We start from the raw sequence: 24,111 nt of genomic DNA on the forward strand, positions 1-24,111 counted from the left end.
CCGATCTCATGAGGGAGAGCGCTCTCTCCCTGATGGAGGTACCGTGTTCCGAGCCAGACGCCCGTTATGGGTGGCCCTCACGCTCCTCGCCTCGCTCATCGTGGCCCCGCCCGTCCTGGCGGCCGCCGAACCGCTCACGATCACCGACTTCGAGTCGGACGGCGTGCCCGCCGGTGTGTACGCCTGGGGCAACGACGCGGCCTCGACCCCCACGCTCACGATCGAGCCCGGCGCGGACCGGCCCGGCGCGTCCGCGACGAACCGGGTCCTCAAGTCCGTCTACACCATCAGCCAGTGGGGCGGCTGGTCCCATGACCTGCCGGCCACGCAGGACTGGTCCCCGTACGAGGGCTTCTCCTTCTGGGTGAACGGCACCGGCTCGGGACAGCGGATCTTCTTCGAGCTCAAGGACGGCGGCGGCGGGCCGGGCAACGCGGAGCTGTTCGAGTCGTCGTTCACCGACGAGGCGGCGGGCTGGCGGAAGGTGGAGGTGCCGTTCGCGAGCTTCACCCGCCGCACCGACTACCAGCCCGGTGGCGCGCCGACCGACGGCGAGCTGGACCTGGTCGCCGTGTGGGGCTACGCGATGCGCCTGCCCACCACGTCGGGCACGCTGACGTGGGACGAGGTCCAGCTGTACGGGACCGCGCCCCCGCGACCGGTGCGCCTGTCCACCGACGCGCCGGTCTACCCGGTGAACGAGAAGGGCGAGGTGCGGGTCGGCGTCACGATCACGACCGCCGGCGACGCCCCGCTCGCGGCCGACCTGGCCGTGGACTACCGGACCGGCACGGGCACCGCGACCCCCGGCGCCGACTACACCGCCGCCCAAGGCACGCTGACGTTCCCGGCCGGCACGGCTTCGGGCTCGCAGAAGACGTTCACGGTCAGGACCTTGCGCGACGGGCAGGACGAGGTGGCCGAGACCATCCCGATCGAGCTGTCCGGCACGGGCACCAGGCCGCCGGCCGAGGCGCCGGTCATCGTGATCAACGCCCACGGCCTGCCGTACCTGAACGCCCGCAAGCCCGTCAGGGAGCGCGTCGCCGACCTGCTGGGCAGGATGACGCTGGACGAGAAGATCGGGCAGATGACGCAGGCCGAGCGCGGGGCGCTGGCCAAGCAGAGCGACATCGCCACGTACCGGCTCGGCTCCCTGCTGTCCGGCGGCGGCTCGACACCCGCGCAGAACACGCCGCGGGCGTGGGCCGACATGATCGACGGCTTCCAGCTCCAGGCCCGGCAGACGCGCCTGCAGGTGCCGCTGATCTACGGCGTGGACGCGGTGCACGGCCACAACAACGTGGTCGGGGCGACGATCTTCCCGCACAACGTCGGGCTGGGAGCCGCCCGCGACCCGGCGCTGGTCGAGCAGGCGGGCAAGATCACCGCCAGGGAGGTCAAGGCCACCGGCATCCCGTGGAACTTCGCGCCGTGCCTGTGCGTGTCGCGCGACGACCGGTGGGGGCGGGCGTACGAGTCGTTCGGCGAGGACCCGGCGCTGGTGTCCAGGATGGCCACGGTCATCGACGGGCTGCAGGACAACGGGGTGCTGGCCACCGCAAAGCACTACGTCGGCGACGGCGGCACCGCGTACGGCTCCTCGACGACCGGCGACTACACGATCGACCAGGGCGTCACCCGGACGAGCCGCGAGGAGCTGGCGGCGATCCACCTGGCGCCGTTCGAGGAGGCGGTCGGGCGTGGCGTCGCCACCGTGATGCCGTCGTTCTCCAGCGTGGACTTCGGCGACGGGCCGCTGAAGATGCACGCCCACGACGAGCTGATCAACGGGACGCTGAAGGGACGGCTCGGGTTCAAGGGGTTCGTGATCAGCGACTGGCAGGCCATCGACCAGATCCCCGGCGACTACCCGGCCGACGTGCGCACGTCGGTCAACGCCGGGCTCGACATGATCATGGTGCCGTACGCGTACCCGCAGTTCACCGGCACGCTCAAGGCCGAGGTCGAGGCCGGGCGGGTGCCGATGTCGCGGGTGGACGACGCGGTGGCCAGGATCCTGACGCAGAAGTTCCGGCTGGGGCTGTTCGAGCGCCCGTACGCCGACCGCTCCCGCATCGGCGACGTCGGCTCGGCGGCGCACCGCGCGGTCGCCCGCACCGCCGCGGCCAGGTCGCAGGTGCTGCTGAAGAACGACGGCGGCCTTCTGCCGCTGCGCGGCGACGCCAAGGTGTACGTGGCCGGCTCCAACGCCGACGACATCGGCAACCAGTCCGGCGGCTGGACGATCACCTGGCAGGGCTCCTCCGGGCCGATCACGCCCGGGACCACCATCCTGCAGGCCGTCCGCTCCCGCGCCGCCTCCGTGACCTACTCCCGGGACGCCTCCGCCGGCCTGGCCGGGCACGACGTGGGTGTCGTGGTGGTGGGCGAGACGCCGTACGCCGAGGGGCAGGGCGACGTGGGCCGTGCCGGGCGCACGCTGGACCTGTCGGCGGCCGACCGGGCGGCGGTCGACAAGGTATGCGGGGCCATGAAGTGCGCCGTCCTGGTGGTCTCCGGGCGGCCGATGCTGCTGGGCGACCTGTCGGGCGTCGAGGCCGTGGTGGCGTCCTGGCTGCCGGGCACCGAGGGCGACGGTGTGGCCGACCCGCTGTTCGGGGCGGTGCCGTACACCGGGCGGCTGCCGTTCACCTGGTTCCGGTCGGTCGAGCAGTTGCCGATCAACGTGGGCGACGCCTCGTACGATCCGCTGTTCCCGTACGGGTGGGGCCTGCGCACCGATCCCGCCCGCGACCGGCTCAAGGCCGCGCGGGACGAACTGGCCCGCGGTGACGGCGCGTCGAAGGCCGCCGCCGCGGCGCTGACCCTCGCCCTGTCCGGCCGCCTCTGGAACGCCGACGGCTCCGTCCGCGACCCGCGGGCGGTCCTGGGGGCACTGGGGGCGGCCGCGGCGCTGCTCGAACGCTCGAAGAGCGACCCGTACGCCGTCGGCGACGCCGTCGTCTCGGTGGCCAGGGACGTGGCGCAGAAGGCCGGCAAGCGTGCCGACCTGCAGGCGTCGGCCGACCACGAGCTCGCGGCGGGCAACCCGAAGAAGGCGGTGGACCTGCTGGCCCAGGCGATCCGCTGACCGTCGGGAGGGGCCGGCCCCTCCTCACAGGGCTGCCAGAAACGGCCCTCGCCTGGGGCCGGCTCCCTCCCGGCCAGCACGAAGGGCCGGCCCCGCTCGGGGGCCGGCCCCTCCTCCCGGGCCGGGAGCAGTCCCCATCGCCCGGCCCGGTCGCCGCGTCAGTCGTGGCGGGCTTTCAGACCCGGCAGAGACAGAACGTGTGCCCCGCCGGGTCGAGGAACACCCGGAAGCTGTCATCCTCGCTGGGCTGGTGGTGGTGCTTGGTCGCGCCGATCTTGATCGCCTGCCGCTCGGCCTCGTCGAGGTCGGGGACTCGCAGGTCCAGGTGGACCTGCTGCGGCCGGTCGGGGCTCGGCCACACGGGCGGCTGGTGGTCGGGCGCGAGCTGGAAGGCCAGCCTCCTGGGCGGGCCGCCGTCGGTGACGACCACCCATTCGTCCTCGACCGACGTGACCGGCCAGCCCAGCAGGTTGGAGTAGAACTCGGCCAGTCCCTTGGGATCCGGGCAATCCAGTACGACACTCCTGAACTCGGCGATGCCGCCCATCGATCTCCACCCTTCTCAGACGACAATGGATGCCATGGCTGCCAACTCGTTCATGGTTCCGCTCGGCACTCCCGCACCCGCCTTCGACCTGACCGCCATCGACGGCGGCAGCGTTTCGCTCGAAGACCTGAAGGACTCTCCCGCCACCCTCGTGGCCTTCCTCTCGAACCACTGCCCGTACGTGCGGCACATCGAATCCGGTCTCGGAGCCCTGGCCGGTGACTACGGCGCGAGGTTGTCGATCGCGGCCATCTGCAGCAACGACAGCGTGAACTACCCCGACGACGACCCCACACACCTGGCGGAGCAGGCCCGCCGGGCCGGGTTCACCTTCCCGTACCTGCTGGACGACACCCAGGACGTGGCCAAGGCCTACCGGGCGGCCTGCACGCCCGACTTCTTCCTGTACGATGCCCATCTCCGGCTCGTCTACCGGGGCGAGTTCGACGGCGCCCGGCCGGGCAACTCCGTACCGGTGACCGGCGAGTCGCTACGAGCCGCCATCGACGCCCTGCTCGACGGGGAGCCGGTTCCCGAGGAGCAGAATCCGTCGCTCGGGTGCAGCATCAAGTGGAAGCCGGGGAACGAACCCGCCTGAACCGACGACGACGTGGGCGTGGCGCCCGGCCACGCACGACGGTCACGGAGACCGCCACCTTCGCTCCGACGCCCCTGGAGACGGGAGCCGGCTGATCGACCTCAGCCGGCCGCCCGGCACAGCACTCCACACCTCACACACCGGCGAGCACAGCCCTCCACGGCACCTCCCCGCCGGTGAGCGTCGGTGGCGGCCGCGCCACACACGCTGGCGAGCGTCGGGGACGGCGACCCCTGACGTACAAGCGGCCCGGCACCTCCTCACCGGCGGGCGCAGCCCTCCCCGGCGCCCCTCCCCCACCAGGAGCGTTGGAGGTGGCGGCGCCTCACGTACCAGCGGGCCGGCACCCACCCACCGGCGGCGCAGCACTCCACGGCCCCACTCCCACCAGCGGGCGTTGGGGGGTGGCGGCAGCCTGCCACGAGCGTCCACGAGCGCATGGCGCCTGACAGCGCTGCGCTGATGGCGCCCGGCAGCGCTGTACCGGTCACCTCCCACCTCCCGACACCACCCGAATGTGCGAGAGGACGTCGCCCACCCGGACGAGTGGGTCAACGCCGACCCGGAGGGACGGGCGCCCGCTGTTGGCGGTGTCCGCCCCTCAGGTCGACGCGGCGATGGCCGCCGGCAGGGCCAGCAGCAGTTCGTGCGGCTCCCCGCCCTCCCAGTGCCGGATCAGCTTGGTGCCCGCCTCTCCCGGATCGAAGCCCTCGCACCCCAGCGGACCGAAGCAGCCCGCCTGATCCAGCATCAGGATGAGCGGGTCGTCCTCGGGCAGGCCGGCCGCGTAGGCGGCGGTGTCGAGGAGCGCCAGGGCGCACTTGGCGTTGCGGCCGTCGTCCCTGGACTCCACGCGGTCGAGGCGGCGCCAGGCTTGAGCACGGAGATACGCGGCAAGCGATTCTGACCTACTCACGACTAACCTTCTTTGATCACGTACATACGGCTACGACATCATCACTCAAGGTGACGCCGTTTCGTGGGAGGTTTGCCAAGTCCGGGCATTCGCCACCCCGCTGACAATAGCTTTGAGGCGTGCGGGATTATTTGTGGCATGAGTGCGTTCGACGACCTGTATGCCGCCAACGCGAAGTTTGCTAAGAGGTTCGGAAGCTCCGGACTGACCGGTCGCGCGGCCCGTGGGCTGGCTGTCGTGACCTGCATGGATTCGCGCATCGACCCGCTGGGGCTGCTCGGGCTGAAGCCTGGCGACGCCAAGATCCTGCGCAACGCCGGTGCCCGGGTGACGGACGACGTCCTGCGTACCCTGGTGCTGGCCGTTTACGTGCTCGGGGTGGAGCGGGTGCTCGTCATGCCGCACACGGACTGCGGGATGTCCAAGGTGTCGGACTCGGACGTACACGCCTTGACCCAGGAGCGGGGAGTGGACACCCGCAGCCTGGAGTTCCACACGGTCCCCGACCAGAACGAGGCCCTGCGGCACGACCTCACGCGCATCCGCAGCACCCCGTTCCTACCGGAGGGCATGCCGGTGGCCGGCGCCATCTACGACGTCCACACAGGCCGCCTGACCCCCATTCACGCCTGACAAACGTGGGCGAAGCACCCCCACAACGCCGCTCCGCCCACTCCCGGCCCCATCAAGGCGCGGGGAGAGGACCGCTCAGGCCACTCCGGCGCTCCCCCGGCAACGGTGCCCACCCCTGGCCACGGGCCAACTCGTGGCCAGCTGACCCAGCTCCGAACCATGGGACCCGCTCCGGACCATGGGACCCGCCCCGGACCATGGGACCCGCTCCTTGCCGACAAGCCCGGCGTCCGGAGCACCGGACCCGCTCCTGGCCAACGAGCCCAAGCTCCGGGCCACGGGACCCGTTCTCCAACAGCGAGCCACTCGTGGCCGGGGAAACCCTGGCCGGTATCCGCGCTTTCAGCCGCCAAGGGCCGTTTAGCCAGATCCTGACCGGCGGACGGAGGACCGCTGCACGCCACCCTCACCCGACGAAGCGCCACTCCGCCACGCTCAGCACTCAGGCCGCCCCAGGCCCGCTCCGCCATACTCACGTCCTGCCACAACGCCCCTCGCGCGTACTTCCTGCCCCACACGCCCCCACACGCCCGTGTAGGCAACCCCCAGAGGCCCCACAGCGCCCTACAAGCGCGCCACCCACACCCCCCGGGCAACCGAGCCCAGGAAGGCAAGCCAAAGCATCCTGAGCCCTTGGAGGCGACCCCGGCCCGAATCCTTGGAGGGCGACCTCGGCTCCCCGCCCGCGCCCGGACTCAACAGGCGCCCGGCCTGGCCCCGAGGCCTACGTGCGCCCAAAACGGCATCGCAGCCCAACTCGCCCCAAGACGGCACCGCTCCGCGAGCACACGCATGCGTACACGCCGCTGGAGCTCCAACCCACACCCCGGGCGCGCCGGAGTCCCATGCCACGCCCAGCAGAGGGCGTCGGCAACCGCATCTAGGCGTCGATGTGGTCGCGATCCACTTCGGCCGCGCTGTTGACGATGAACTCCCGCCGCGGCGCGACCTCGCTGCCCATCAGCAGGTTGAAGATGCCATCGGCACCCTCGGCGTCCTCGATCCGGACCCGGCGCAGGATGCGGTGGCGCGGGTCCATCGTCGTCTCGGCGAGCTGGTCGGCGTCCATCTCACCCAGACCCTTGTAGCGCTGCACCGGGTCCTTCCACCGCTTGCCGCGCCGTTCCAGGTCGCGCAGCACCCTCTGCAGCTCGGCATCGGAGTAGCAGTAGATGTACTTCTCCTTGCCCCGCCCCGGGTTGGTCAGCTCGATGCGGTGCAGCGGCGGCACGGCGGCGAACACCCGGCCGGCCTCCACCATCGGCCGCATGTAGCGGTGGAACAGGGTCAGCAGCAGGCAGCGGATGTGGGCGCCGTCCACGTCGGCGTCGGCCATGAGGATGACCTTGCCGTAGCGGGCGGCCTCGATGTCGAACGAGCGCCCCGACCCGGCCCCGACCACCTGGATGATGGCGGCGCACTCGGCGTTCTTGAGCATGTCGCTCACGGACGCCTTCTGGACGTTGAGGATCTTGCCCCGGATCGGCAGCAACGCCTGGAACTCCGAGTCGCGGGCCAGCTTGGCCGTGCCCAGCGCCGAGTCTCCCTCGACGATGAACAGCTCGCTGCGGTCGACGGCGTCGCTGCGGCAGTCGACCAGCTTGGCGGGAAGCGCGGAGTTCTCCAGCGCGCTCTTGCGGCGCTGGTTGTCACGGTGCTCGCGGGCCGCGATGCGCGCCTTCGCGGCGGCGACGATCTTCTCCAGCACGGCCCGGAGCTGCTGCTTGTAGCCGCGCGGCGGGTTGGTGAACAGCTCCTTGAGCTCGCGCGAAACCACGTGGGAGACGATGCGGGTGGCCGCGGAGGTGCCGAGCACCTCCTTGGTCTGCCCCTCGAACTGCGGCTCCGGCACCCTGACCGTCACCACGCCGGTGAGGCCCTCGGAGATGTCGTCCTTGGTGACCGGGTCGTCGCCGTTCTTCAGCAGGCGGGTCTCACGCAGCAGTTCGTTGATCGTGCGTACGAGGCCGCGCTCGAACCCGGTCAGGTGTGTGCCGCCCTTGGGCGTGGAGATCACGTTGACGAACGAGCGCACGGTGTTCTCGTAGCCCTTGCCCCAGCGGACCGCCACGTCCACGGTCAGCTCGCGCTGCACCTCGGTGGGCGTCATGTGGCCCTGGTCGTCGAGGACCGGCACGGTCTCGTGGAAGTGGCCCACGCCCTGCAGGCGCAGCACCTCGCAGACGGCCTCGTCGCGGGCCAGGAACTCGGTGAACTCGGAGATGCCGCCGTCGAAGCGGAACTCCTCCTCGATGCGCTCCTCGTGCCTGCTGTCGAAGACGGCCAGGGTCAGGCCGGGCACCAGGAACGCGGTCTGCCGCAGGCGCACGTGGATCTCGTCGAGCGAGACCTCCGCGTCGGGCAGGAAGATCTGCTTGTCGGCCCAGAAGCGCACGCGGGTGCCGGTGACGTTCTTGGGGAGCTTGGCACCGAGGCGCAGGCCGGACTTCTTCTTGAACTTGGCCGTGGGCCCTTCGCCGTCGAAGACGCCCGGGACGCCGCGGCGGAAACTGATCTCGTGTACGAGGCCGTCGCGATCGACCTCCACGTCGACCCGCGCGGACAGGGCGTTGACCACGGAGGCGCCGACGCCGTGCAGCCCGCCGGAGGCGCCGTAGGAGCCGCCGCCGAACTTGCCGCCCGCGTGCAGCTTGGTGTAGACGAGCTCGACCCCGGCCAGGCCGCTCTTGGGCTCGACGTCGACAGGGATGCCCCGGCCGTTGTCGCGGACCTCGATCGAGCCGTCGGCGTAGAGCTCGACCTCGATCCGGTCGCAGTGCCCCGCCAGCGCCTCGTCCACGCCGTTGTCCACGATCTCCCAGAGGCAGTGCATGAGCCCGCGACTGTCGGTGGACCCGATATACATGCCCGGGCGCTTGCGAACGGCCTCGAGGCCCTCAAGCACCGACAGGTGACGAGCTGTGTAACCCGCCTCCACTAGCGTCACTCCAGCTCCCCTGGTCTAGGCTCGAACACGTGTGCGTAGCCTACCGTTCTTCCCTTGCGCACGCGTACAAGCTTGCCATGGCGGCACGTTTGCCGTTACCAACCGGCTGATCGTCATTACTTTGGGACACATTCTGCTCTGGGCGTAGCGAGGGGGCGGTTGGGAACGTCCACGTCCGGTTAGATGTTGTTCCAAGTGACTGACGCCAGATCCTCGCTTCGGCGGGGGTGACCCGAAAGGCGATACGTGACTGGAGCTCTCGCCCCCGTTAAGCCGCTGACGGCCCTCGACCGCTGCGACCGCTGCGGCGCCCAGGCCTACATTCGCGCAACCCTGCCTGTGGGTGGGGAGTTGCTGTTCTGCGCTCACCATGGGCGTCAGCACGTCGCAGCGTTGCGTGAAAAGGGCGCCGACATCCTGGACGAGTCGGCTCGACTCAGCGAAACCCCTTCAATTGCCCCCAACGACGAGCGCTGACAGCGCTGGTCGTGTGAGATAACCACATATTGCGTGACCAGAACGGCGACCCCGGCACCGTCCGGGGTCGCCGTTCTGCATAAAAATCCACCCCCTGACGCCGCCCCGGCCGGCCGAAATGCCGCTCCCAGCCGACGCACCGCCGAGCGGGGTTCCGGCCTACGGGGTGTGAGTGGCGGGGGGTTCTGCAGGCGCGAACGGTGCCTCGCAGGCCTTCTGCGGGGCCCTGCCGGTCGGGCCTGTAAAGGGGCACGGACCAGGGCCAATAAGGTAGTGAGCTGTGTTGATCCTGTTGCCGCCGTCCGAGGGCAAGGCGTCAGAAGGCAACGGGCCGCCTGTCGGCGAGTTGTCCTTCCCCGCCCTCGACAAAGCCCGCAAACGCGTCCTGAACGGGCTCGTCCGTGCCTCCAAGCGCCGCGACGCCCTCGACGTACTGGGCCTGACCCCGGGGCTGGCGGGCGAGCTGGCCAAGAACACGGAGCTGAAGACCGCCCCCACGCTCCCCGCCGCCGAGCTCTACACCGGCGTGCTCTACGACAACCTCGGGCTGGCCACGCTGGACGAGGAGTCCAGGAGGCGGGCGGAGGAGAGATTGGTGATTTTCTCCGGACTTTGGGGTGTGGTCAAAATCACAGACCGGATCCCGCCGTACCGCCTGTCGATGGGCGTCAACATGCCGGCGCTCGGCGGGCTGGCCGCCTTCTGGCGTCCGCTCGTCACCAAGGAGCTGGAACGGGTTCCGGGGCTCGTGGTGGATCTCCGGTCGAGCACCTACGCGGGCGCCTGGCAGCCGGGCGAGCGCTCAGTGACGGTACGGGTGTTCCGGGACGGCAAGGTCGTCAGCCACATGGCCAAGGCGACCCGGGGCGAGATCGCCCGCGCGCTGCTGCGGCAGGACGCGGAGCCGGCCGGGCCGGACGAGCTGGCCAAGACCCTCGACGACATGGGCTACACGGTCGACCTCGCCGAGCCCACCCGCCCCCGCCGCCCCTGGACCCTGGACGTCCACGTCACGGACTAGCTTCTGCTCCGCACGCGGCACCGCCGTGCCCATCCTTCCCATCGAACTTCGGGGAGGAGGGGCGAGTGCTCCCAGCCGTATGGTGGCCGGCCTCCGACGAAACGCCACGTGGGAGAACGGTCAAGGCACGGACGACTGCCGAACGCCGCTGTGGACCGGCGACTGGATCGCCGCCGGCACCGCCGTGCCGGGCACCGTCTGGCCGTGCGATGACGGCTGCTGCCGAGCAGCGCACCCCGACCCGACGTGAACCCGGCTGGCGAAGAGCCGACTCCGACGCGTGCAGGCAGACGCGGTAGCGGGGACCGGAACCCAGGAGCGCAGGGGACCCGGGAGCTCGGAGAGTGGAAGCGCGGCTCGGAAACGGAAGCCGGGGTGGAAAGGCGCGCGCCCCGCCGGGAGAATCCCCCGGCGGGGCGCGCGTTCCGTATGGATCAGCCCGAGCGACCCGTCACACCCCTCAGTCCAGGTAGTCCCGCAGCACCTGGGACCGGGACGGGTGACGCAGCTTGGACATGGTCTTCGACTCGATCTGGCGGATGCGCTCACGGGTCACCCCGTAAACCTTGCCGATCTCGTCCAGCGTCTTCGGCTGACCGTCGGTGAGGCCGAACCGCATCGACACGACGCCCGCCTCTCGCTCCGACAACGTGTCGAGAACGGAGTGCAGCTGCTCCTGCAGCAGCGTGAAGCTGACGGCGTCGGCCGGGACGATGGCCTCGGAGTCCTCGATGAGGTCACCGAACTCGCTGTCTCCCTCCTCACCCAGCGGGGTGTGGAGCGAGATGGGCTCGCGCCCGTATTTCTGGACCTCGACGACCTTCTCGGGCGTCATGTCCAGCTCACGGGCGAGCTCTTCCGGCGTGGGCTCGCGGCCCAGGTCCTGCAGCATCTGCCGCTGGACGCGGGCCAGCTTGTTGATCACTTCGACCATGTGGACCGGGATGCGGATGGTCCGCGCCTGGTCGGCCATGGCACGCGTGATCGCCTGCCGGATCCACCACGTGGCGTAGGTGGAGAACTTGTAGCCCTTGGTGTAGTCGAACTTCTCGACGGCCCTGATCAGACCCAGGTTGCCTTCCTGGATCAGGTCGAGGAACAGCATGCCGCGCCCGGTGTAGCGCTTGGCCAGCGAGACCACGAGCCGGAGGTTGGCCTCCAGCAGGTGGTTCTTGGCGCGGCGGCCGTCTTCGGCGATCCACTCCAGCTCGGCCTTGACGTCGACGGGCAGCCCGTCGGTCTCGCCACCGCCCAGCTGCTCCTCGGCGAACAGGCCCGCCTCGATGCGCTTGGCCAGCTCGACCTCCTGCTCGGCGTTGAGCAGGGGGACCTTGCCGATCTGCTTGAGGTAGTCCTTGACCGGGTCGGCGGTGGCGCCGGCGGCGGCGACCTGCGCGACCGGGGCGTCATCGTCGTCGTCGGAGAGGATGAGGACCTCGTCCTCGCTCTTCTCCGGGACGACGACCTCGGCGGCCTTGGGCTCCTCTTCGGAGTCGGATTCGGAGTCGTCGTCACCCTCGGAGTCGGTGTCGGCCTCGGCGACGATCTCGTCGTCGTCGACGACGATGTCCTCGAGGTCCTCCAGCTCCACGTCGCCGTCGAGCTCGATGTCCTCGTCGTCGTCCGAGTCGGCCCGCGGGGCCTCGGGCGCCTTCGGCTTGGTCTCGGCAGGCCCAGCGTTCTTCTGCTCGGCCTTCTTGGCGGCGGCTGGAGCCGCGGCCTTCTTCGCCGCCGGAGCGGCCTTCTTGGCAGGGGCCGCCTTCTTGGCGGCCGGCTCGGCTTCAGCGGTGCCCACGACCGCGGTCACGGTCTCGGGCTGCTGCTCTTTGGCGGCCGCCGCCGTCTTGGTCTTGACGGGGGCGGCGGTGCGGCGCTTTGCTGGACCACGAGACTTCTTCGGCGCAGCCGAATCCGCGGCGGTCACCACCACGGTCACGCCCTCTTTGCTGAGGTTCCGCAAGAACGCGGCGGCGTGCGACATGGGGATGTCCGCCTCCTCGAAGGCCTGACGGACATCCTCAGACTCGAGGAAACCCTGCGAGCGCCCACGCTCGAGCAGTCGCTGAATGACGGGCTCGTTCAGCTCTTGTGGCTTCGAGCGAGTCGAACTTGCAGGCGACACGAACACCTCTCGAACGAACGCGTGGCGACAATGGACCCAGATGCCCGCTGGGGGGCTGTTGCCTCTCTCGGAGATCGGTGAGGCCGTGCGGACCGCGACGGACCTGCACAGCATTGTGGCACGACCCCGCACTCCATACGGCCACCTCCCGGCGGTTGACCTCCACCCTAGGCCGACCAAGACAGTAGTGCGTACGTAAGCGGGGCACTGATACCCGAAAGCAACCGTTATGACTGTTTCATTCAGTCACTCTTCGTGGCTGGTGGGACGTGAATTGCGAGCGCGGTAACGTCATCATCTTGTTCATATCCAGACAACATCCGGTCAACCAGGAAGTCCAGCAGCATGTGTGGACTACTCACCACCTCAGGTGGCGCTTCGGTCACAACACTGCAAATCTCTGCGAGTCCGGCATCCAGCCCGCGCTTCCTGTTCTCCACGAGACCGTCGGAGTAGAGCACGGCGGTATGGCCGGGCGGCACCACGAACCGGAACTGCCTTCGGCTGGTCGGCCAGCCTAGCGGAGTGCCGGGCTCGGCGTCGCACAGGATCGCCGTGCCCTGCGGCGAGACGAGGACGGGTGGCGGGTGACCGGCCAGGGCCAGAGTGCCCTCACCGGTGACGGGCTCGACGACCATGTAGGCCAGGGTCGTGACCTGCTCCTCTTCCTCGGTCGCCTCGAAGACCCGGTCGAGTCCGGTGAGGACGGCCGCGGGCGGCGGATTGGTCAGCGCCAGCGCCCGCATGGCGTTGCGGATGCGGCCCATGCCCGCCGCGGCCTTGACGCCCTTGCCCATGACGTCGCCGACGACGGCCGCGACCCGCCCGTCCTGAAGGACGAACGCGTCGTACCAGTCGCCGCCGACCTGCACGTGGCGGCTGCCCGAGCGGAAGCGCTGGGCCAGCACCAGGCCCTTGACCACCGGCAGGCGGTCGGGCAGCAGGCTGCGCTGCAGCGTCTCGGCGGTGCGGTGCTCGCGCTCGAAGAGCGTGGCCCGCTCGACCGCCAGCGCGCACTGGCCGGCCAGCGCCTCCAGGAAGACGCCGTCCTCCTGGGAGATCTTCTGCGGCCGGGTGAAGGAGAATCGGAGCGCTCCCAAGGCGCGTCCCGCGGCGAGCAGCGGCAGGCCCACCCAGGCCCGCTCGTCGCCGTGGGCGAGGAACCCGGCCAGGACCTCCTCGTCGCCGCCCGCCTCGAGCAGCTGCGCCTTCAGCGACTCCGGGGACTCGGCGAAGACGGGCCGGCGGCTGTTGACCGCCATGGTCATCACGTTGGAGTGGGACAGCGGGATCTCGTCGCCCGTGGCGCCCGAGGCCTCGAGGATGCCCTCGCCGTTGATCAGCTTGAGCGCGGCGCGGTCGGTGTCGAGCAGCGCGACCGCCGAGCGGTCGGCGGCCAACGCCGTACGGCCCACGTCGATGATGACCTGCACCACCTGCTCGACCGTCAGCGCCTCGGCCAGCATGGCGGTGGCGCCCTGGAGCCGGGCGGTGCGCAGGGCGGCGGCGCCGAGCTGGTCGGTCAGCCTGCCGCGCATCTCCTCGGCCTCGCGCTGCGGGGTCACGTCGGTGTTGGCGCCGACCCACTCGACCACCCTGCCGTGGCGGATGATCGGCACGGCCCGCACCTCGAAGTGGCGGTAGCCGCTGGCCCGGGTGCGCACCCGGTAGTTCCACTCGAACATGGTGCGCCCGCGCAGCGCCTCGCGCCACGCCTCCTCGGTCTGCTGGCGCTCCTCGGGGTGCACAACCTCCAGCCAGCCGCTGGCGAGGTATTCCTCCAGGCCCTGGCCGGTGATGGCGCGCCATTGCGGGGCGTCCTCGACCACGGCGCCGGTGGGCGAGGTGATCCAGACGAGCTGGGACTGCGCCTCGACCAGCGAGCGGTAGCGCTCCTCGCTGCGGCGCAGCGCCTCCTCGGTCTGGCGGCTCTCGGTCACGTCGAGCCCGACCAGGGCGACCGCGCGCAGCTCGCCGCCCTCGTCGTGGACCGGCGAGAACGACAGCGACCAGTGCCGGGTGTCGCCCTCGGCGGAGCGCACGCGCACGCGGCCCTCGGTGACCGGCGCGTCGCTCTCGATGACGGCCTGCACGGCGTGGGTGATGATCTGGCTGAGGTCGGCGGCGAGCACCTCGACGGGCTGCTTGCCGGCCATGCGTTCCGCGGGCACGTTGACGACATCGCTGAACACGTCGTTGACCCGCTGGATGCGACTGTCGCCGTCGAAGAACGCGAAGGCGAACTCGGCCTCCGACAGCATGCCCTTGAAGAGGGCGGAGTCTGAGATGTCCACATCCGACTCCCGGGGACGGGGAACGGAGGTCTCGGCGCTCATGGTCCGCACCTCCGTCGCGTGCCAGGGTCTCCCACGCGGCACATCTCCATAACTGTGTATCGGCGTAGCGCAGCTCCGGGCGACCGGATCCTGCAGTACATCATCGACGATGGGCATGTACGGACGGAAGCCCCCGCCGCGGCCCGGTCGCCTCTAGGGTCTACGCATCCTGTCAAAGTCGCTCCACATTGCGCAGCAAGATCAGGTTACAGCGCCCGATTACCGCGCCCGGATACGGGCCCGATGACGGGGACCGGTCCCGGCCACGGCACCTGACTATCGGGCCTTGGCCGCCCGCTTGGCCTCCTGCTTGGCGGACCGTACGCGGGCCAGGCTGTCGGCGTCGACCACGTCGGCGACCGACCTGTTCGACCCCTCCTCGCCGTAAAGTCCGGCAGCCTCACGCCAGCCTGATGGCTGGACCCCCATCTGCTTCCCCAGCAATGCCAAAAAAATCTGGGCCTTCTGCTTGCCGTATCCCGGGAGGGCCATGAGTCGTTTCAACAACTCTTGACCGTCCGCGGCGTCGGCCCAGATCCGCTCCGGCTGACCGTCGTAGTGCTCGACGAGATAGGCCGCGAGCTGCTGGACCCGGGCGGCCATAGACTTGGGGTAGCGGTGCACGGCCGGCTTGTCCGCCAGCAGTGCGGTGAACGCCTCCGGATCGTAGGAGGCGATCTCCTCGGCGGTGAGATCGTGCCCGAGCCGCTGGGAGATGGTGTAGGGCCCCGTGAACGCCCACTCCATGGGGATCTGCTGGTCGAGCAGCATGCCGACGAGCAGGGCGAGCGGGCTGCGGCCGAGGAGCTCGTCTGCCTCGCTCCGCTGGGCGAGCTGGATGCGCATGGAGACAGCTTTGCACGAATGGGCGCCCGGTGAAGTGAACACAGTCGCCGCGGAGCCTTGACAGTCTCCCGAGAAAAGGTGAAATGAGAGCGCAAGTCGCCCTGCAGACATTCCTGGGGGTTTGCCCCTGGGTCTCCAGAGGAATCTCACATCTATGCTCGCTCTGGCCACACGGTTCCTGCGGGAACCGGTCAGTCTCAGGCTGGCCGAAGAGTTCCTGACCGTACCCGTGGACACGATCGACCGCTGCGTAGCCGACGTGTGTGCGTGCGCGCAGCATCTGGGCATCTCGGCGACGCCCGAGATCGTGGAACGGATCGCTCGCGAGCACCTGCTCGCGATCGTGAATTCCGCACCTCCTCCCCGGGGCGTCCGCTAGGGCGTCCGCGGGACGAAGGGCGGGCGGCGCGGGAGGCGCCCGGATCGGCGTGCCCGCCGAAAACGCCTTCCCCGATAACATCGGGGTCACCGGGCCGAGTTCTACGCACCGTTTGCGCCTGGAATACGAGAGAGTGAGGGCGTGCGCCGACACCGACGAGATCCCCGGGAGAGCACCCCGCCAGACGACGTGTTCAAGGAGATGGTGCAGGCGGCTCGCGAGCTGCTGGCCGTACGCACTCCCCTCGACGCGGAGCTGATGGTCTCCGACATGATCGGTGCCTGGTGGGGCAGGCGGGTCAGGGGCGGCGACGTCGAGCAGGTGCTCGGGGAGGGGCTCGTCGACTACGCCGCCAAGGCCGGCACTCCGGCCTCGCTGACCCTGCTGATCTGCCTGGCCTACCTGGGCACCGCCCGCCAGGGCGCCAAGGCCGAGGGCGCGGCGCTGGCGATGATGGAGTCGGGGGTGGCCCGGCCGGGCTGGGCCGACCGGGTGGGCGCGGTGAAGCCGGCCGGCTGCTACGTCTCCCGCGACGCCTACGGCGACCAGGACACGGTGATCTGCACCTTCGCCTACCGCTGGAACGAGAGCGAGCTCCCGGTCGAGCGGCACGCGCTGGTCATGGTCGTCGACTACAACATGAGCGGCATGGCGCGCGACGCCTGGGTGTCCTCCCAGGTCGACAAGCTGCTGGAGTCGGCCAGGGCCGAGGCGGCGGGCAATCCGCTGCTGCTGTTCGAGGAGATCCAGCCCGAGCAGGCCAGGGCGCTGCTGGAGTCGGCGATGAAGGCGACCAGGGAGCCGAAGACGCCGCCGCCGGTGAGCGACAGCTACAGCGCCTACCACGCCTTCGCCCGCGCGCGGCTCAAGGCGCTGCCGCCCGGGCGCAAGCGGCCGGCGCCGCTGCACATCGAGGCCCCGTACAGCAGGGAGCGGCGCGCCATGCTGGCGGCGGAGTTCCTGGCCTCCGACGCGGCCGAGCACCTGTCCGACCCGTCGGCGGCCTCGCGCTGCGCCGACCACATCATCGACTACGGGTGCGAGCAGGACTTCAACCGGCCGCTGCGGGTGAGCCCGACCAAGTCCGAGACGTTCCTGCTCGACTGGCTGCCGCGCAAGGTGATGCTGAGCGCGGCCGAGCAGGAGGCGATGCCGCACGTGATGTCGGCGTGGGTGCGCTTCGCCGCCCGCCGCACGGGGCTGCCCGAGCAGGGGCTCAAGGCCACGCTCGACGCGGTGTGGGGGGCCATCGGGAAGTTCCCCGAGGCGTACCGGGACCCGACGTCGTTCGGGCTCGACCGGCCGCTGCTGGAGCGGCTGCTGCCGGACGGCGACCTGTCGGCGCTGGCCAGGCGGGCCTTCGCGTTCCCCTATCTGCAGGGCACGCACAACGGGATCGACCTCGACCGGCTCAACCCGGCCGACCAGGCGGACCGGCGTACGTTACTCGAGATCGACCACGGCGGCGTGATCGACCAGGAGCACCTGGCCTGGCACGAGGAGATCGCCACCCGGCTGTGGGACGGCGACCCGCCGCAGCTCTGGGAGGCCGCGCAGCGCCTGCTCGACCTCGGGCACGACCGCCACGACGTGCTCCACGTGCTGATCGAGATCGCCGAGCGGATCGGCGGCGACCCCGAGGAGCTGGCGGCGGCCCTCGACGACATCGCCGACATCCCGGACGAGATCTGAGCCACTAGAATAACGTTCTATGGCGATGTACAGCCGGCTCGGCCAGGGCCGCTACCTGGCTTCCGAGCACACGCAGGGGCCGTGGGATCCCCGCACCCAGCACATGGGCCCCGTCACCGCCCTGATCGCGCACGAGCTGGCGCAGACCGCGCCGCGGCCGGGGCTGGAGCTGTCCAGGCTGGTGGTGGACGTGTTCGCGCCGGTGCCGGTGGCCGAGCTGGCGGTCGCGACGGACGTGACCCGCGACGGCAAGCGCGTGCAGTGCCTGTCGGCGAGCGTGTCCTCGGGCGGCCGCGAATACGTCAGGGCGAGCGCCTGGCGCGTCCGCACGGCCGGCACGCCGCCCACGCCGGTCGCCGGGCCGCCCGCGCCGGTCCCGCCGCGCTCCGAGGAGCAGGCGCGCTCGTGGCTGGGCTCCGGCTTCGGGTACGGCAGGGCGCTCGACTGGCGTTTCGTCGCCGGCGGCCCCATGGAGATCGGCCCCGCCACGGTCTGGGGCAGGCTCACGATGCCGCTGGTCGAGGGCGAGGAGATGACCCCGGTGGAGCGGGTGGCGGTGTTCGCCGACAGCGGCAACGGCGTCAGTTTCGCCCTCGACTTCGACACCCACGTGTTCGTGAACGTGGATCTGACGATCTCGCTGTTCCGCGCCCCGGTCGGCGAGTGGGTCTGCATGGACGCCGCCACGGTCATCGGCCCGGCCGGCCGCGGCCTGACCCGGTCCACGTTGTACGACGAGTCCGGGGAGATCGGCACGGCCACACAGACGCTGTTCGTCGCGCCGAGGTAGCCGATGCCGCCATGATGGTCCCATGGTGATCGACCTCAACGCGGACCTGGGCGAGGGTTTCGGCATCTGGCGGCTCGGCGACGACCTCGCGCTGCTCGACATCGTCACGAGCGCCAACGTGGCCTGCGGCTTCCACGCGGGCGACCCCGTGACGATCAGGCGCACGTGCGCCGCCGCCGTCGACCGCGGCGTGGCGATCGGGGCGCAGGTGTCCTATCGCGACCTGGCCCACTTCGGGCGCAGGGAGATGGACGTCGAGCCGGAGGAGCTGTGCGCCGAGGTGCTCTACCAGCTCGCGGCGGTCGACGGCATCGCCAGGGCGATGGGCGGCCGGGTGTCCTACGTCAAGCCGCACGGCGCCCTGTACAACCGGATCTGCCGCGACGAGGTGCAGGCGGCGGCGGTGATCGACGCGGTGGCCGACTACGACCCCTCGCTGCCGGTGCTCACGCTGCCCGGCTCGGTCGTGCACAAGGTGGCGGCGGCCGAGGGCGTGCCGACGGTGAGCGAGGCGTTCGCCGACCGCGCGTACACCCCTCAGGGGATGCTCGTCCCGCGGCGCGAGCCGGGCGCGGTCATCCACGACGCCGCCGCCGTGTCCGCCCGTGCCCGCCAGATGGCCGTGGAAGGCTCTGTGACGGCCGCTGACGGGAGTTCCGTACCGATTTCCGCGCGTTCCATCTGCGTCCACGGAGACACGCCTGACGCCGTCCGTCTGGCGCAGGGGGTGCGCGACACGTTGCTGGCGGCCGGAGTGGTCCTGCAGGCGTTCGCGTGATCCGGACGGCCGGGGAGCACGGGCTGCTCGTGGAGACCGGCTCGCTGGAGCTGTCGCACCGGCTGGACGCGGCGTTGCGGGCCGAGCGGCCCGCGGGCGTCGTGGAGATCGTGCCGGGGCCGGAGACGGTGCTGGTGGTGGCCCCGGGGGTGGACCAGGCGCGGTTGCGGGCGCGGCTGGCGGAGGTCGCGGCACGCGAGCGCGGCAGGGCCGGCGCGCGGGCGGCCGAGGGGCGGCCGGTCGTGACGATCCCCGTGGTCTACGACGGCGCCGACCTCGATTCCGTGGCGGCGCTGGCGGGGATCTCCGTGGACGAGGTGATCTCCCGGCACTCCGGGCGGGAGCTGGTGGTGGGGTGGCTGGGGTTCGCGCCCGGGTTCGCCTATCTCACCGGGCTGGATCCGGTGCTGGAGACGCCCAGGCTGGACACGCCGCGCACGTCGGTGCCCGCCGGGTCGGTGGCGGTGGCGGGGCCCTATTCGGCGGTGTACCCGACGGCCTCGCCGGGCGGGTGGCGGCTCATCGGGCGCACGTCGGTGCGGGTGTGGGACGTGGCGGGCGATCCGCCCTCGCTGTTCAGTCCGGGCATGCGCGTGCGGTTCGAGCCGGCATGATCGAGGTTCTGGCGCCGGGGCCGTACGCGACCGTCCAGGACCTGGGGCGGCCCGGCCTGGCTCATCTGGGTGTGCCGTGCTCGGGAGCGGCCGACGCGCCGAGCCTGCGGCTGGCCAACCGGCTGGTCGGCAACGCCGAGGGGCTGGCGGGGATCGAGCTGACGTTCGGGATGGCGCGGCTGCGGTTCCTGGACGCGGCGTGGGTGGCGCTGGCGGGCGCGCCGCTGGCTTCGGGGGCGGACATGGGGGTGCCGTTCTGGGTGCCGGCGGGCGGCGAGCTGCGGCTGGGGGCGCCGGTGCGGGGGTTGCGCACCTACCTGGCCGTGCGCGGCGGGATCGCGGTCGAGCCGGTGCTCGGCAGCCGGTCCACCGACTCGCTGTCCGGGCTCGGGCCCGAGCCGCTGCGGGCGGGCACGCTGCTGCCGGTCGGCCCGCCGGAGGGCGTCATCTCCGTCGATCTGGCGCCGATGCCGGGGCCGCGGCCGGCCGTGCTGCGGGTGCTGCCGGGGCCGCGCGACGACTGGTTCGTCCCGGCCGCGCTGGCCGCGCTGTGCGGGGGGCCGTACACGGTGACGCAGGACAGCAACCGCGTCGGGGTGCGCCTGAGCGGGCCGGAGCTGGCGCGGGCCAAGGAGGGCGAGCTGCCGAGCGAGGGCATGGTCGCCGGGGCCGTGCAGGTGCCGCCGAGCGGGCAGCCCATCGTGTTCCTCGCCGACCATCCGCCGACGGGCGGATATCCGGTGATCGGCGTCGTACGCGGTGCGGACCTGCCGGTCGCCGCCCAGCTCAGGCCAGGCGACGAGGTGCGCTTCAGCACCCGGCCCGGCCGGGCGTGACGGGAGCCCGCACTCCGGCGTTCCCCGGCAGGCCTTTCCCCGTTGACCTGCCGCCCGCAGACTGGACCGTGTGGCGGACTTTGATGTTGTGGTCCTGGGTTCCGGACCAGGTGGTCAGAAGGCCGCGATCGCGGCCGCCAAACTTGGCAGGCGCGTCGCGGTCGTCGAGAAACGACACATGCTCGGAGGCGTCTGCATCAACACGGGAACGATCCCGTCGAAGACCCTGCGCGAGGCCGTCCTCTACCTCACCGGCCTCAACCAGCGGGAGCTGTACGGCGCCAGCTACCGCGTCAAGGACGAGATCACGGTCGCCGACCTCGGGATGCGCACCCAGCACGTGATCGGCCGCGAGATCCAGGTGATCCGCAGCCAGCTCGCCCGCAACCACGTCACGGTGTTACAGGGCACCGGCCGGTTCCTCGACCCGCACACCATCGGCGTCGTCCACGACGAGGGCAAGACCGAGGAGACCAAGGTCACCGCCGAGAAGATCGTGATCGCCACCGGCACCTCGCCCGCGCGGCCGTCCAGCGTCGAGTTCGACGACCGGACCGTGATCGACTCCGACGCCATCCTGCACCTCGACCGGGTCCCCGAGACGCTGGTCGTGGTGGGTGCCGGGGTGATCGGCATCGAGTACGCCTCCATGTTCGCCGCCCTCGGCACCAAGGTGACGGTGGTGGAGCGGCGCGACCGGATGCTGGAGTTCTGCGACCTGGAGATCGTGGAGGCGCTCAAATACCACCTGCGCGACCTGGCGGTGACCTTCAGGTTCGGCGAGAACGTCGCGGCCGTCGAGCGCCGCCCGCGCGGGGCGCTGACCCTGCTGGAGAGCGGCAAGAAGATCCCCGCCGACTGCGTGATGTACTCGGCCGGGCGCCAGGGCAAGACCACCGAGCTGTGCCTGGAGGCCGCCGGCCTGGCCGCCGACGGCCGGGGGCGGATCTCTGTGGACGGGAACTTCGCCACCGAGGTGCCGCACATCTACGCCGTGGGCGACGTGATCGGCTTTCCCGCGCTGGCGGCCACGTCGATGGAGCAGGGCCGGCTGGCCGCGCAGCACGCCTGCGACGAGCCGGCGGGCGGGATGAACGAGCTGTCGCCCATCGGCATCTACACCATCCCGGAGATCAGCTTCGTCGGGAAGTCGGAGGACGAGCTCACCCGCGACAAGGTGCCGTTCGAGGTGGGCATCTCGCGCTACCGGGAGCTGGCCAGGGGGCAGATCATCGGCGACTCGTACGGGATGCTCAAACTGCTGGTGTCCTCCGAGGACCGGCGGCTGCTCGGCGTGCACGTGTTCGGCACGGGGGCGACGGAGCTGGTGCACATCGGGCAGACGGTCATGGGGTGCGGCGGGACGATCGACTACCTGGTCAACGCCGTGTTCAACTATCCGACGCTGGCGGAGTCGTACAAGGTGGCGGCGCTGGACGCGATGAACAAGATGCGGACGATCGCCCGGCTCACCGCTGACATGTGAGCCGGGCGACCTTCAGGTCAGGACAGCGTCCACTTCTGGTTGGCGGCGCCCGTGCAGGTCCAGATCTGCAGGCGGGTGCCGTCGGCGCTGGAGTTGCCGGTGACGTCGGCGCACTTGTTCGCGGCGGGGTTGACCAGGTCGCGCCCGGCGGTGTGGGTCCACTGCTGGTTGGCGGCGCCCGTGCAGGACCAGAGCTGCAACCGGCTGCCGTCGGCGGTGCCGTGGTCAACGACGTCCAGGCACTTGCCCAGGGCCCGCAGCGTGCCGTCGCCGGGGCGCGTCCACTGCTGGGCGGCGGTGCCGTTGCAGGTGTGGAGCTGTACGGCGGTGCCGTCGGCGCTGCTGCCGCCGGCCACGTCGACGCACTTGCCGGCCAGCCCCGTGATCGGGCCGCCGCCGCCGGATCCCGGCGTGCCCGACCAGGTGAAGGTGGCCGTGGTGCGGGCGGGCAGCGAGTACACGAAGGACTGGTTGCCCCAGTCGACCCGGACGGACTGCGCCGAGGTCCCGCCGTTGTGGGCGATCAGCGCCTTGGAGCCGTCAGGGTTGCGGTAGGCCACGTTCTGGACGGTGCCGTTGGCGGTGGAGTCGATCCGGTACGCCCCCGGCTTGACGAACTTGGTCAGGTGGCCGGTCGTGTAGTACTCGATCGTGTAGTCCACCTGGCCCGCCCGCGAGCCGCCCTCCTGGACGGTGATCAGCCCGGTGCAGGTGCCGCAGCCGCCGTTGTGCGGGCCCATGTTCTGGTTGAGCGCCAGGCTCCACTTGACCAGGCTGCGGCTCCAGTTGCGGGCGTAGGTGACGATGTCGGCCATGTCCTCGTTGTGCTGGTTGGCGATCCAGGTGCCGCCCGAGTGCTCGGTGCTGAACTGCGGCACCGACGGGTACTGGTTGCGCACCTGCGTGCCGACGGCCGGGTCACCCCCGTAGCCGTGCCAGGCGATGCCGCCGAACAGCGGGTCGTTGCGCAACGCCGAGTCGGCCAGGATGGGGGCGCCGATCTGGCCGTAGTCGCCGTAGTTCCAGTCGTGCACGAGCACCTTCGTGTTGAGGCCCGCCGCCCGGAAGGCCGGGTAGACGAAGTTCTTGGTGAGCTCGATCAGGCCGGAGGCGTTCCAGGACATGCCCGGGTAGTTCATGGCGGTCGGGTTGCCGGCCTGGCAGCAGTTGGGCTCGTTCTGGACCGAGACGTAGTCCACGGGGACGCCGGCCGCCTGGTAGCTCTGGACGTACTTGACCAGGTACTGGGCGTACATGCCGTAGTACTCCCACTTGAGCCAGCCCATCTGGTCCATCCGGCCGTTGTCCTTCATCCAGCCGGGCGCGCTCCACGGCACGCCCTTGACCCGCAGCGCCGGGTTGAGCTGCTTGGCCTGCGCGGTCAGGAGACGGACGTTCGTGTCGTAGCCGTTGGCGCCGAAGTCGTTCAGGTCGCAGCAGGTGTCGTCGAGCGAGACCATGCCGGGACGGGACAGGTCGGAGGCGCCGATCGGGTTGCGTACGAAGGACAGGCCGATCCCGTCCGTGGGCGAGAACAGCCTGCGCATCACCGCGTCCCGCGTGGCGGCGCTGACGGGGCCGCCGCGCAGCAGGTACGCGGTCGTGTCGGTGATCGACGCGCCGCCGCCCTCGAACGGCTGGTACGTCGTGCCCTCGTTGACGGTGATCGTGTGGCCGGCGGTGCCGCCCGCCGGGCCGAAGGCGATGGGGGCCTGCTGCTGGAGGCCCCGGGTGACGTTGCGGCCGCCGGAGTCGGAGGTGGTGGTCAGCCAGACGTTCACGGGCTCGTTGGCGGCGAGGGCCGGGGCCGGCGCGGCCAGGCATAAGGCGGCGGCGCAGGCGAGCGCGAGAAGGATTCTGGACACGGCTGGAGTCCTAATGAGTCCTGGGAGTAAGCCATCCGGCAGACTCCGTGGTGGATGGTGGCCGCCGGCAGGTGAGCACTCGGGTGTCCTGGACGTCGAGTCCTGATGAAAGACCGTGCCCCTGCCGGTTGGTC

At 70.7% G+C, this 24,111-nt stretch carries 19 protein-coding genes; 12 read left to right on the plus strand and 7 right to left on the minus strand.

Annotated features, from left to right (window positions below; all coding sequences use genetic code 11):
* Positions 1-43: 43 nt before the first annotated feature.
* Positions 44-3,094 (plus strand): glycoside hydrolase family 3 N-terminal domain-containing protein, encoded by a 3,051-nt coding sequence (locus ACBJ59_RS40235; protein ID WP_375115374.1) that lies wholly within the window; start codon positions 44-46, stop codon positions 3,092-3,094.
* Between the two features lie 175 nt (positions 3,095-3,269).
* Here the strand turns inward: ACBJ59_RS40235 and ACBJ59_RS40240 are convergent, their stop codons facing one another.
* Positions 3,270-3,641 (minus strand): VOC family protein, encoded by a 372-nt coding sequence (locus ACBJ59_RS40240; protein ID WP_375115375.1) that lies wholly within the window; start codon positions 3,639-3,641, stop codon positions 3,270-3,272.
* A 34-nt stretch (positions 3,642-3,675) separates the two neighbouring features.
* Between ACBJ59_RS40240 and ACBJ59_RS40245 the strand changes: the two genes are divergently transcribed.
* On the plus strand, positions 3,676-4,239 hold the full coding sequence (locus ACBJ59_RS40245) for a thioredoxin family protein (RefSeq protein ID WP_375115376.1): 564 nt from the start codon (positions 3,676-3,678) through the stop codon (positions 4,237-4,239).
* Between the two features lie 601 nt (positions 4,240-4,840).
* Here the strand turns inward: ACBJ59_RS40245 and ACBJ59_RS40250 are convergent.
* Entirely contained in the window at positions 4,841-5,155 is a 315-nt protein-coding gene (locus tag ACBJ59_RS40250; protein ID WP_364113037.1) for a hypothetical protein, read from the minus strand.
* 138 nt (positions 5,156-5,293) lie between these two features.
* Between ACBJ59_RS40250 and ACBJ59_RS40255 the strand changes: the two genes are divergently transcribed.
* The gene (locus ACBJ59_RS40255) at positions 5,294-5,788 is read left to right on the plus strand and encodes a carbonic anhydrase (RefSeq protein WP_364113039.1); all 495 of its coding nucleotides are present in this window, start codon (positions 5,294-5,296) and stop codon (positions 5,786-5,788) included.
* An 880-nt stretch (positions 5,789-6,668) separates the two neighbouring features.
* Here the strand turns inward: ACBJ59_RS40255 and ACBJ59_RS40260 are convergent.
* Positions 6,669-8,735, minus strand: a complete 2,067-nt coding sequence (locus tag ACBJ59_RS40260) for a type IIA DNA topoisomerase subunit B (RefSeq protein WP_375115377.1) — start codon at positions 8,733-8,735, stop codon at positions 6,669-6,671.
* A gap of 246 nt (positions 8,736-8,981) precedes the next feature.
* Here ACBJ59_RS40260 and ACBJ59_RS40265 point away from each other — a divergent pair, with 246 nt between their 5' ends.
* Entirely contained in the window at positions 8,982-9,212 is a 231-nt protein-coding gene (locus ACBJ59_RS40265) for a hypothetical protein (protein WP_349451734.1), read from the plus strand.
* A gap of 280 nt (positions 9,213-9,492) precedes the next feature.
* A complete protein-coding gene (locus ACBJ59_RS40270; protein ID WP_375115378.1) occupies positions 9,493-10,233 on the plus strand; it encodes a YaaA family protein in 741 nt (246 codons plus the stop codon).
* 460 nt (positions 10,234-10,693) lie between these two features.
* On the opposite strand, the gene ACBJ59_RS40275 is transcribed toward ACBJ59_RS40270, so the two are convergent.
* From ACBJ59_RS40275 to ACBJ59_RS40285, 3 genes are all read right to left on the minus strand, one after another.
* The gene (locus ACBJ59_RS40275; RefSeq protein WP_364113405.1) at positions 10,694-12,355 is read right to left on the minus strand and encodes an RNA polymerase sigma factor; all 1,662 of its coding nucleotides are present in this window, start codon (positions 12,353-12,355) and stop codon (positions 10,694-10,696) included.
* A 242-nt stretch (positions 12,356-12,597) separates the two neighbouring features.
* Positions 12,598-14,691, minus strand: coding sequence for a SpoIIE family protein phosphatase (locus tag ACBJ59_RS40280; protein ID WP_375115379.1), 2,094 nt, complete (start codon positions 14,689-14,691; stop codon positions 12,598-12,600).
* Positions 14,692-14,967: 276 nt separating this feature from the next.
* Positions 14,968-15,537: an HhH-GPD-type base excision DNA repair protein gene (locus ACBJ59_RS40285; RefSeq protein ID WP_375115380.1), complete on the minus strand. Its 570-nt coding sequence runs from the start codon at positions 15,535-15,537 to the stop codon at positions 14,968-14,970.
* Between the two features lie 154 nt (positions 15,538-15,691).
* Here ACBJ59_RS40285 and ACBJ59_RS40290 point away from each other — a divergent pair, with 154 nt between their 5' ends.
* From ACBJ59_RS40290 to sthA, 7 genes are all read left to right on the plus strand, one after another.
* Positions 15,692-15,916, plus strand: coding sequence for a hypothetical protein (locus ACBJ59_RS40290; RefSeq protein ID WP_345387711.1), 225 nt, complete (start codon positions 15,692-15,694; stop codon positions 15,914-15,916).
* 201 nt (positions 15,917-16,117) lie between these two features.
* Positions 16,118-17,608: a hypothetical protein gene (locus tag ACBJ59_RS40295; RefSeq protein ID WP_375115388.1), complete on the plus strand. Its 1,491-nt coding sequence runs from the start codon at positions 16,118-16,120 to the stop codon at positions 17,606-17,608.
* A gap of 19 nt (positions 17,609-17,627) precedes the next feature.
* Positions 17,628-18,398 carry a thioesterase family protein gene (locus tag ACBJ59_RS40300; protein ID WP_364113049.1) on the plus strand — a complete coding sequence of 257 codons (771 nt, stop codon included), beginning with the start codon at positions 17,628-17,630 and terminating at the stop codon, positions 18,396-18,398.
* A 22-nt stretch (positions 18,399-18,420) separates the two neighbouring features.
* A complete protein-coding gene (locus tag ACBJ59_RS40305; RefSeq protein WP_364113051.1) occupies positions 18,421-19,176 on the plus strand; it encodes a 5-oxoprolinase subunit PxpA in 756 nt (251 codons plus the stop codon).
* Entirely contained in the window at positions 19,173-19,790 is a 618-nt protein-coding gene (locus ACBJ59_RS40310; protein WP_375115381.1) for an allophanate hydrolase subunit 1, read from the plus strand. Before ACBJ59_RS40305 ends, ACBJ59_RS40310 begins: the two co-directional genes overlap by 4 nt.
* A complete protein-coding gene (locus ACBJ59_RS40315; RefSeq protein ID WP_375115382.1) occupies positions 19,787-20,626 on the plus strand; it encodes a biotin-dependent carboxyltransferase family protein in 840 nt (279 codons plus the stop codon). The genes ACBJ59_RS40310 and ACBJ59_RS40315 overlap by 4 nt, the downstream gene beginning before the upstream one ends.
* A gap of 70 nt (positions 20,627-20,696) precedes the next feature.
* A complete protein-coding gene (gene sthA, locus ACBJ59_RS40320) occupies positions 20,697-22,112 on the plus strand; it encodes a Si-specific NAD(P)(+) transhydrogenase (RefSeq protein ID WP_375115383.1) in 1,416 nt (471 codons plus the stop codon).
* 17 nt (positions 22,113-22,129) lie between these two features.
* On the opposite strand, the gene ACBJ59_RS40325 is transcribed toward sthA, so the two are convergent.
* Entirely contained in the window at positions 22,130-23,977 is a 1,848-nt protein-coding gene (locus ACBJ59_RS40325; protein ID WP_375115384.1) for a ricin-type beta-trefoil lectin domain protein, read from the minus strand.
* Between the last annotated feature and the right edge of the window lie 134 nt (positions 23,978-24,111).

The sequence above is a fragment of the Nonomuraea sp. MTCD27 genome (assembly GCF_041950495.1).
Taxonomy (GTDB): domain Bacteria; phylum Actinomycetota; class Actinomycetes; order Streptosporangiales; family Streptosporangiaceae; genus Nonomuraea.

Bases quoted from the DNA above. Each gene is read 5' to 3' on its own strand.
- ACBJ59_RS40255 (WP_364113039.1), top strand. From the start codon at position 5,294: ATGAGTGCGTTCGACGACCTGTATGCCGCCAACGCGAAGTTTGCTAAG.
- ACBJ59_RS40285 (WP_375115380.1), bottom strand. From the start codon at position 15,537: ATGCGCATCCAGCTCGCCCAGCGGAGCGAGGCAGACGAGCTCCTCGGC.
- ACBJ59_RS40315 (WP_375115382.1), top strand. From the start codon at position 19,787: ATGATCGAGGTTCTGGCGCCGGGGCCGTACGCGACCGTCCAGGACCTG.
- ACBJ59_RS40245 (WP_375115376.1), top strand. From the start codon at position 3,676: ATGGCTGCCAACTCGTTCATGGTTCCGCTCGGCACTCCCGCACCCGCC.
- ACBJ59_RS40240 (WP_375115375.1), bottom strand. From the start codon at position 3,641: ATGGGCGGCATCGCCGAGTTCAGGAGTGTCGTACTGGATTGCCCGGAT.
- ACBJ59_RS40295 (WP_375115388.1), top strand. From the start codon at position 16,118: ATGGTGCAGGCGGCTCGCGAGCTGCTGGCCGTACGCACTCCCCTCGAC.
- ACBJ59_RS40290 (WP_345387711.1), top strand. From the start codon at position 15,692: ATGCTCGCTCTGGCCACACGGTTCCTGCGGGAACCGGTCAGTCTCAGG.
- ACBJ59_RS40280 (WP_375115379.1), bottom strand. From the start codon at position 14,691: ATGAGCGCCGAGACCTCCGTTCCCCGTCCCCGGGAGTCGGATGTGGAC.
- ACBJ59_RS40305 (WP_364113051.1), top strand. From the start codon at position 18,421: ATGGTGATCGACCTCAACGCGGACCTGGGCGAGGGTTTCGGCATCTGG.
- ACBJ59_RS40300 (WP_364113049.1), top strand. From the start codon at position 17,628: ATGGCGATGTACAGCCGGCTCGGCCAGGGCCGCTACCTGGCTTCCGAG.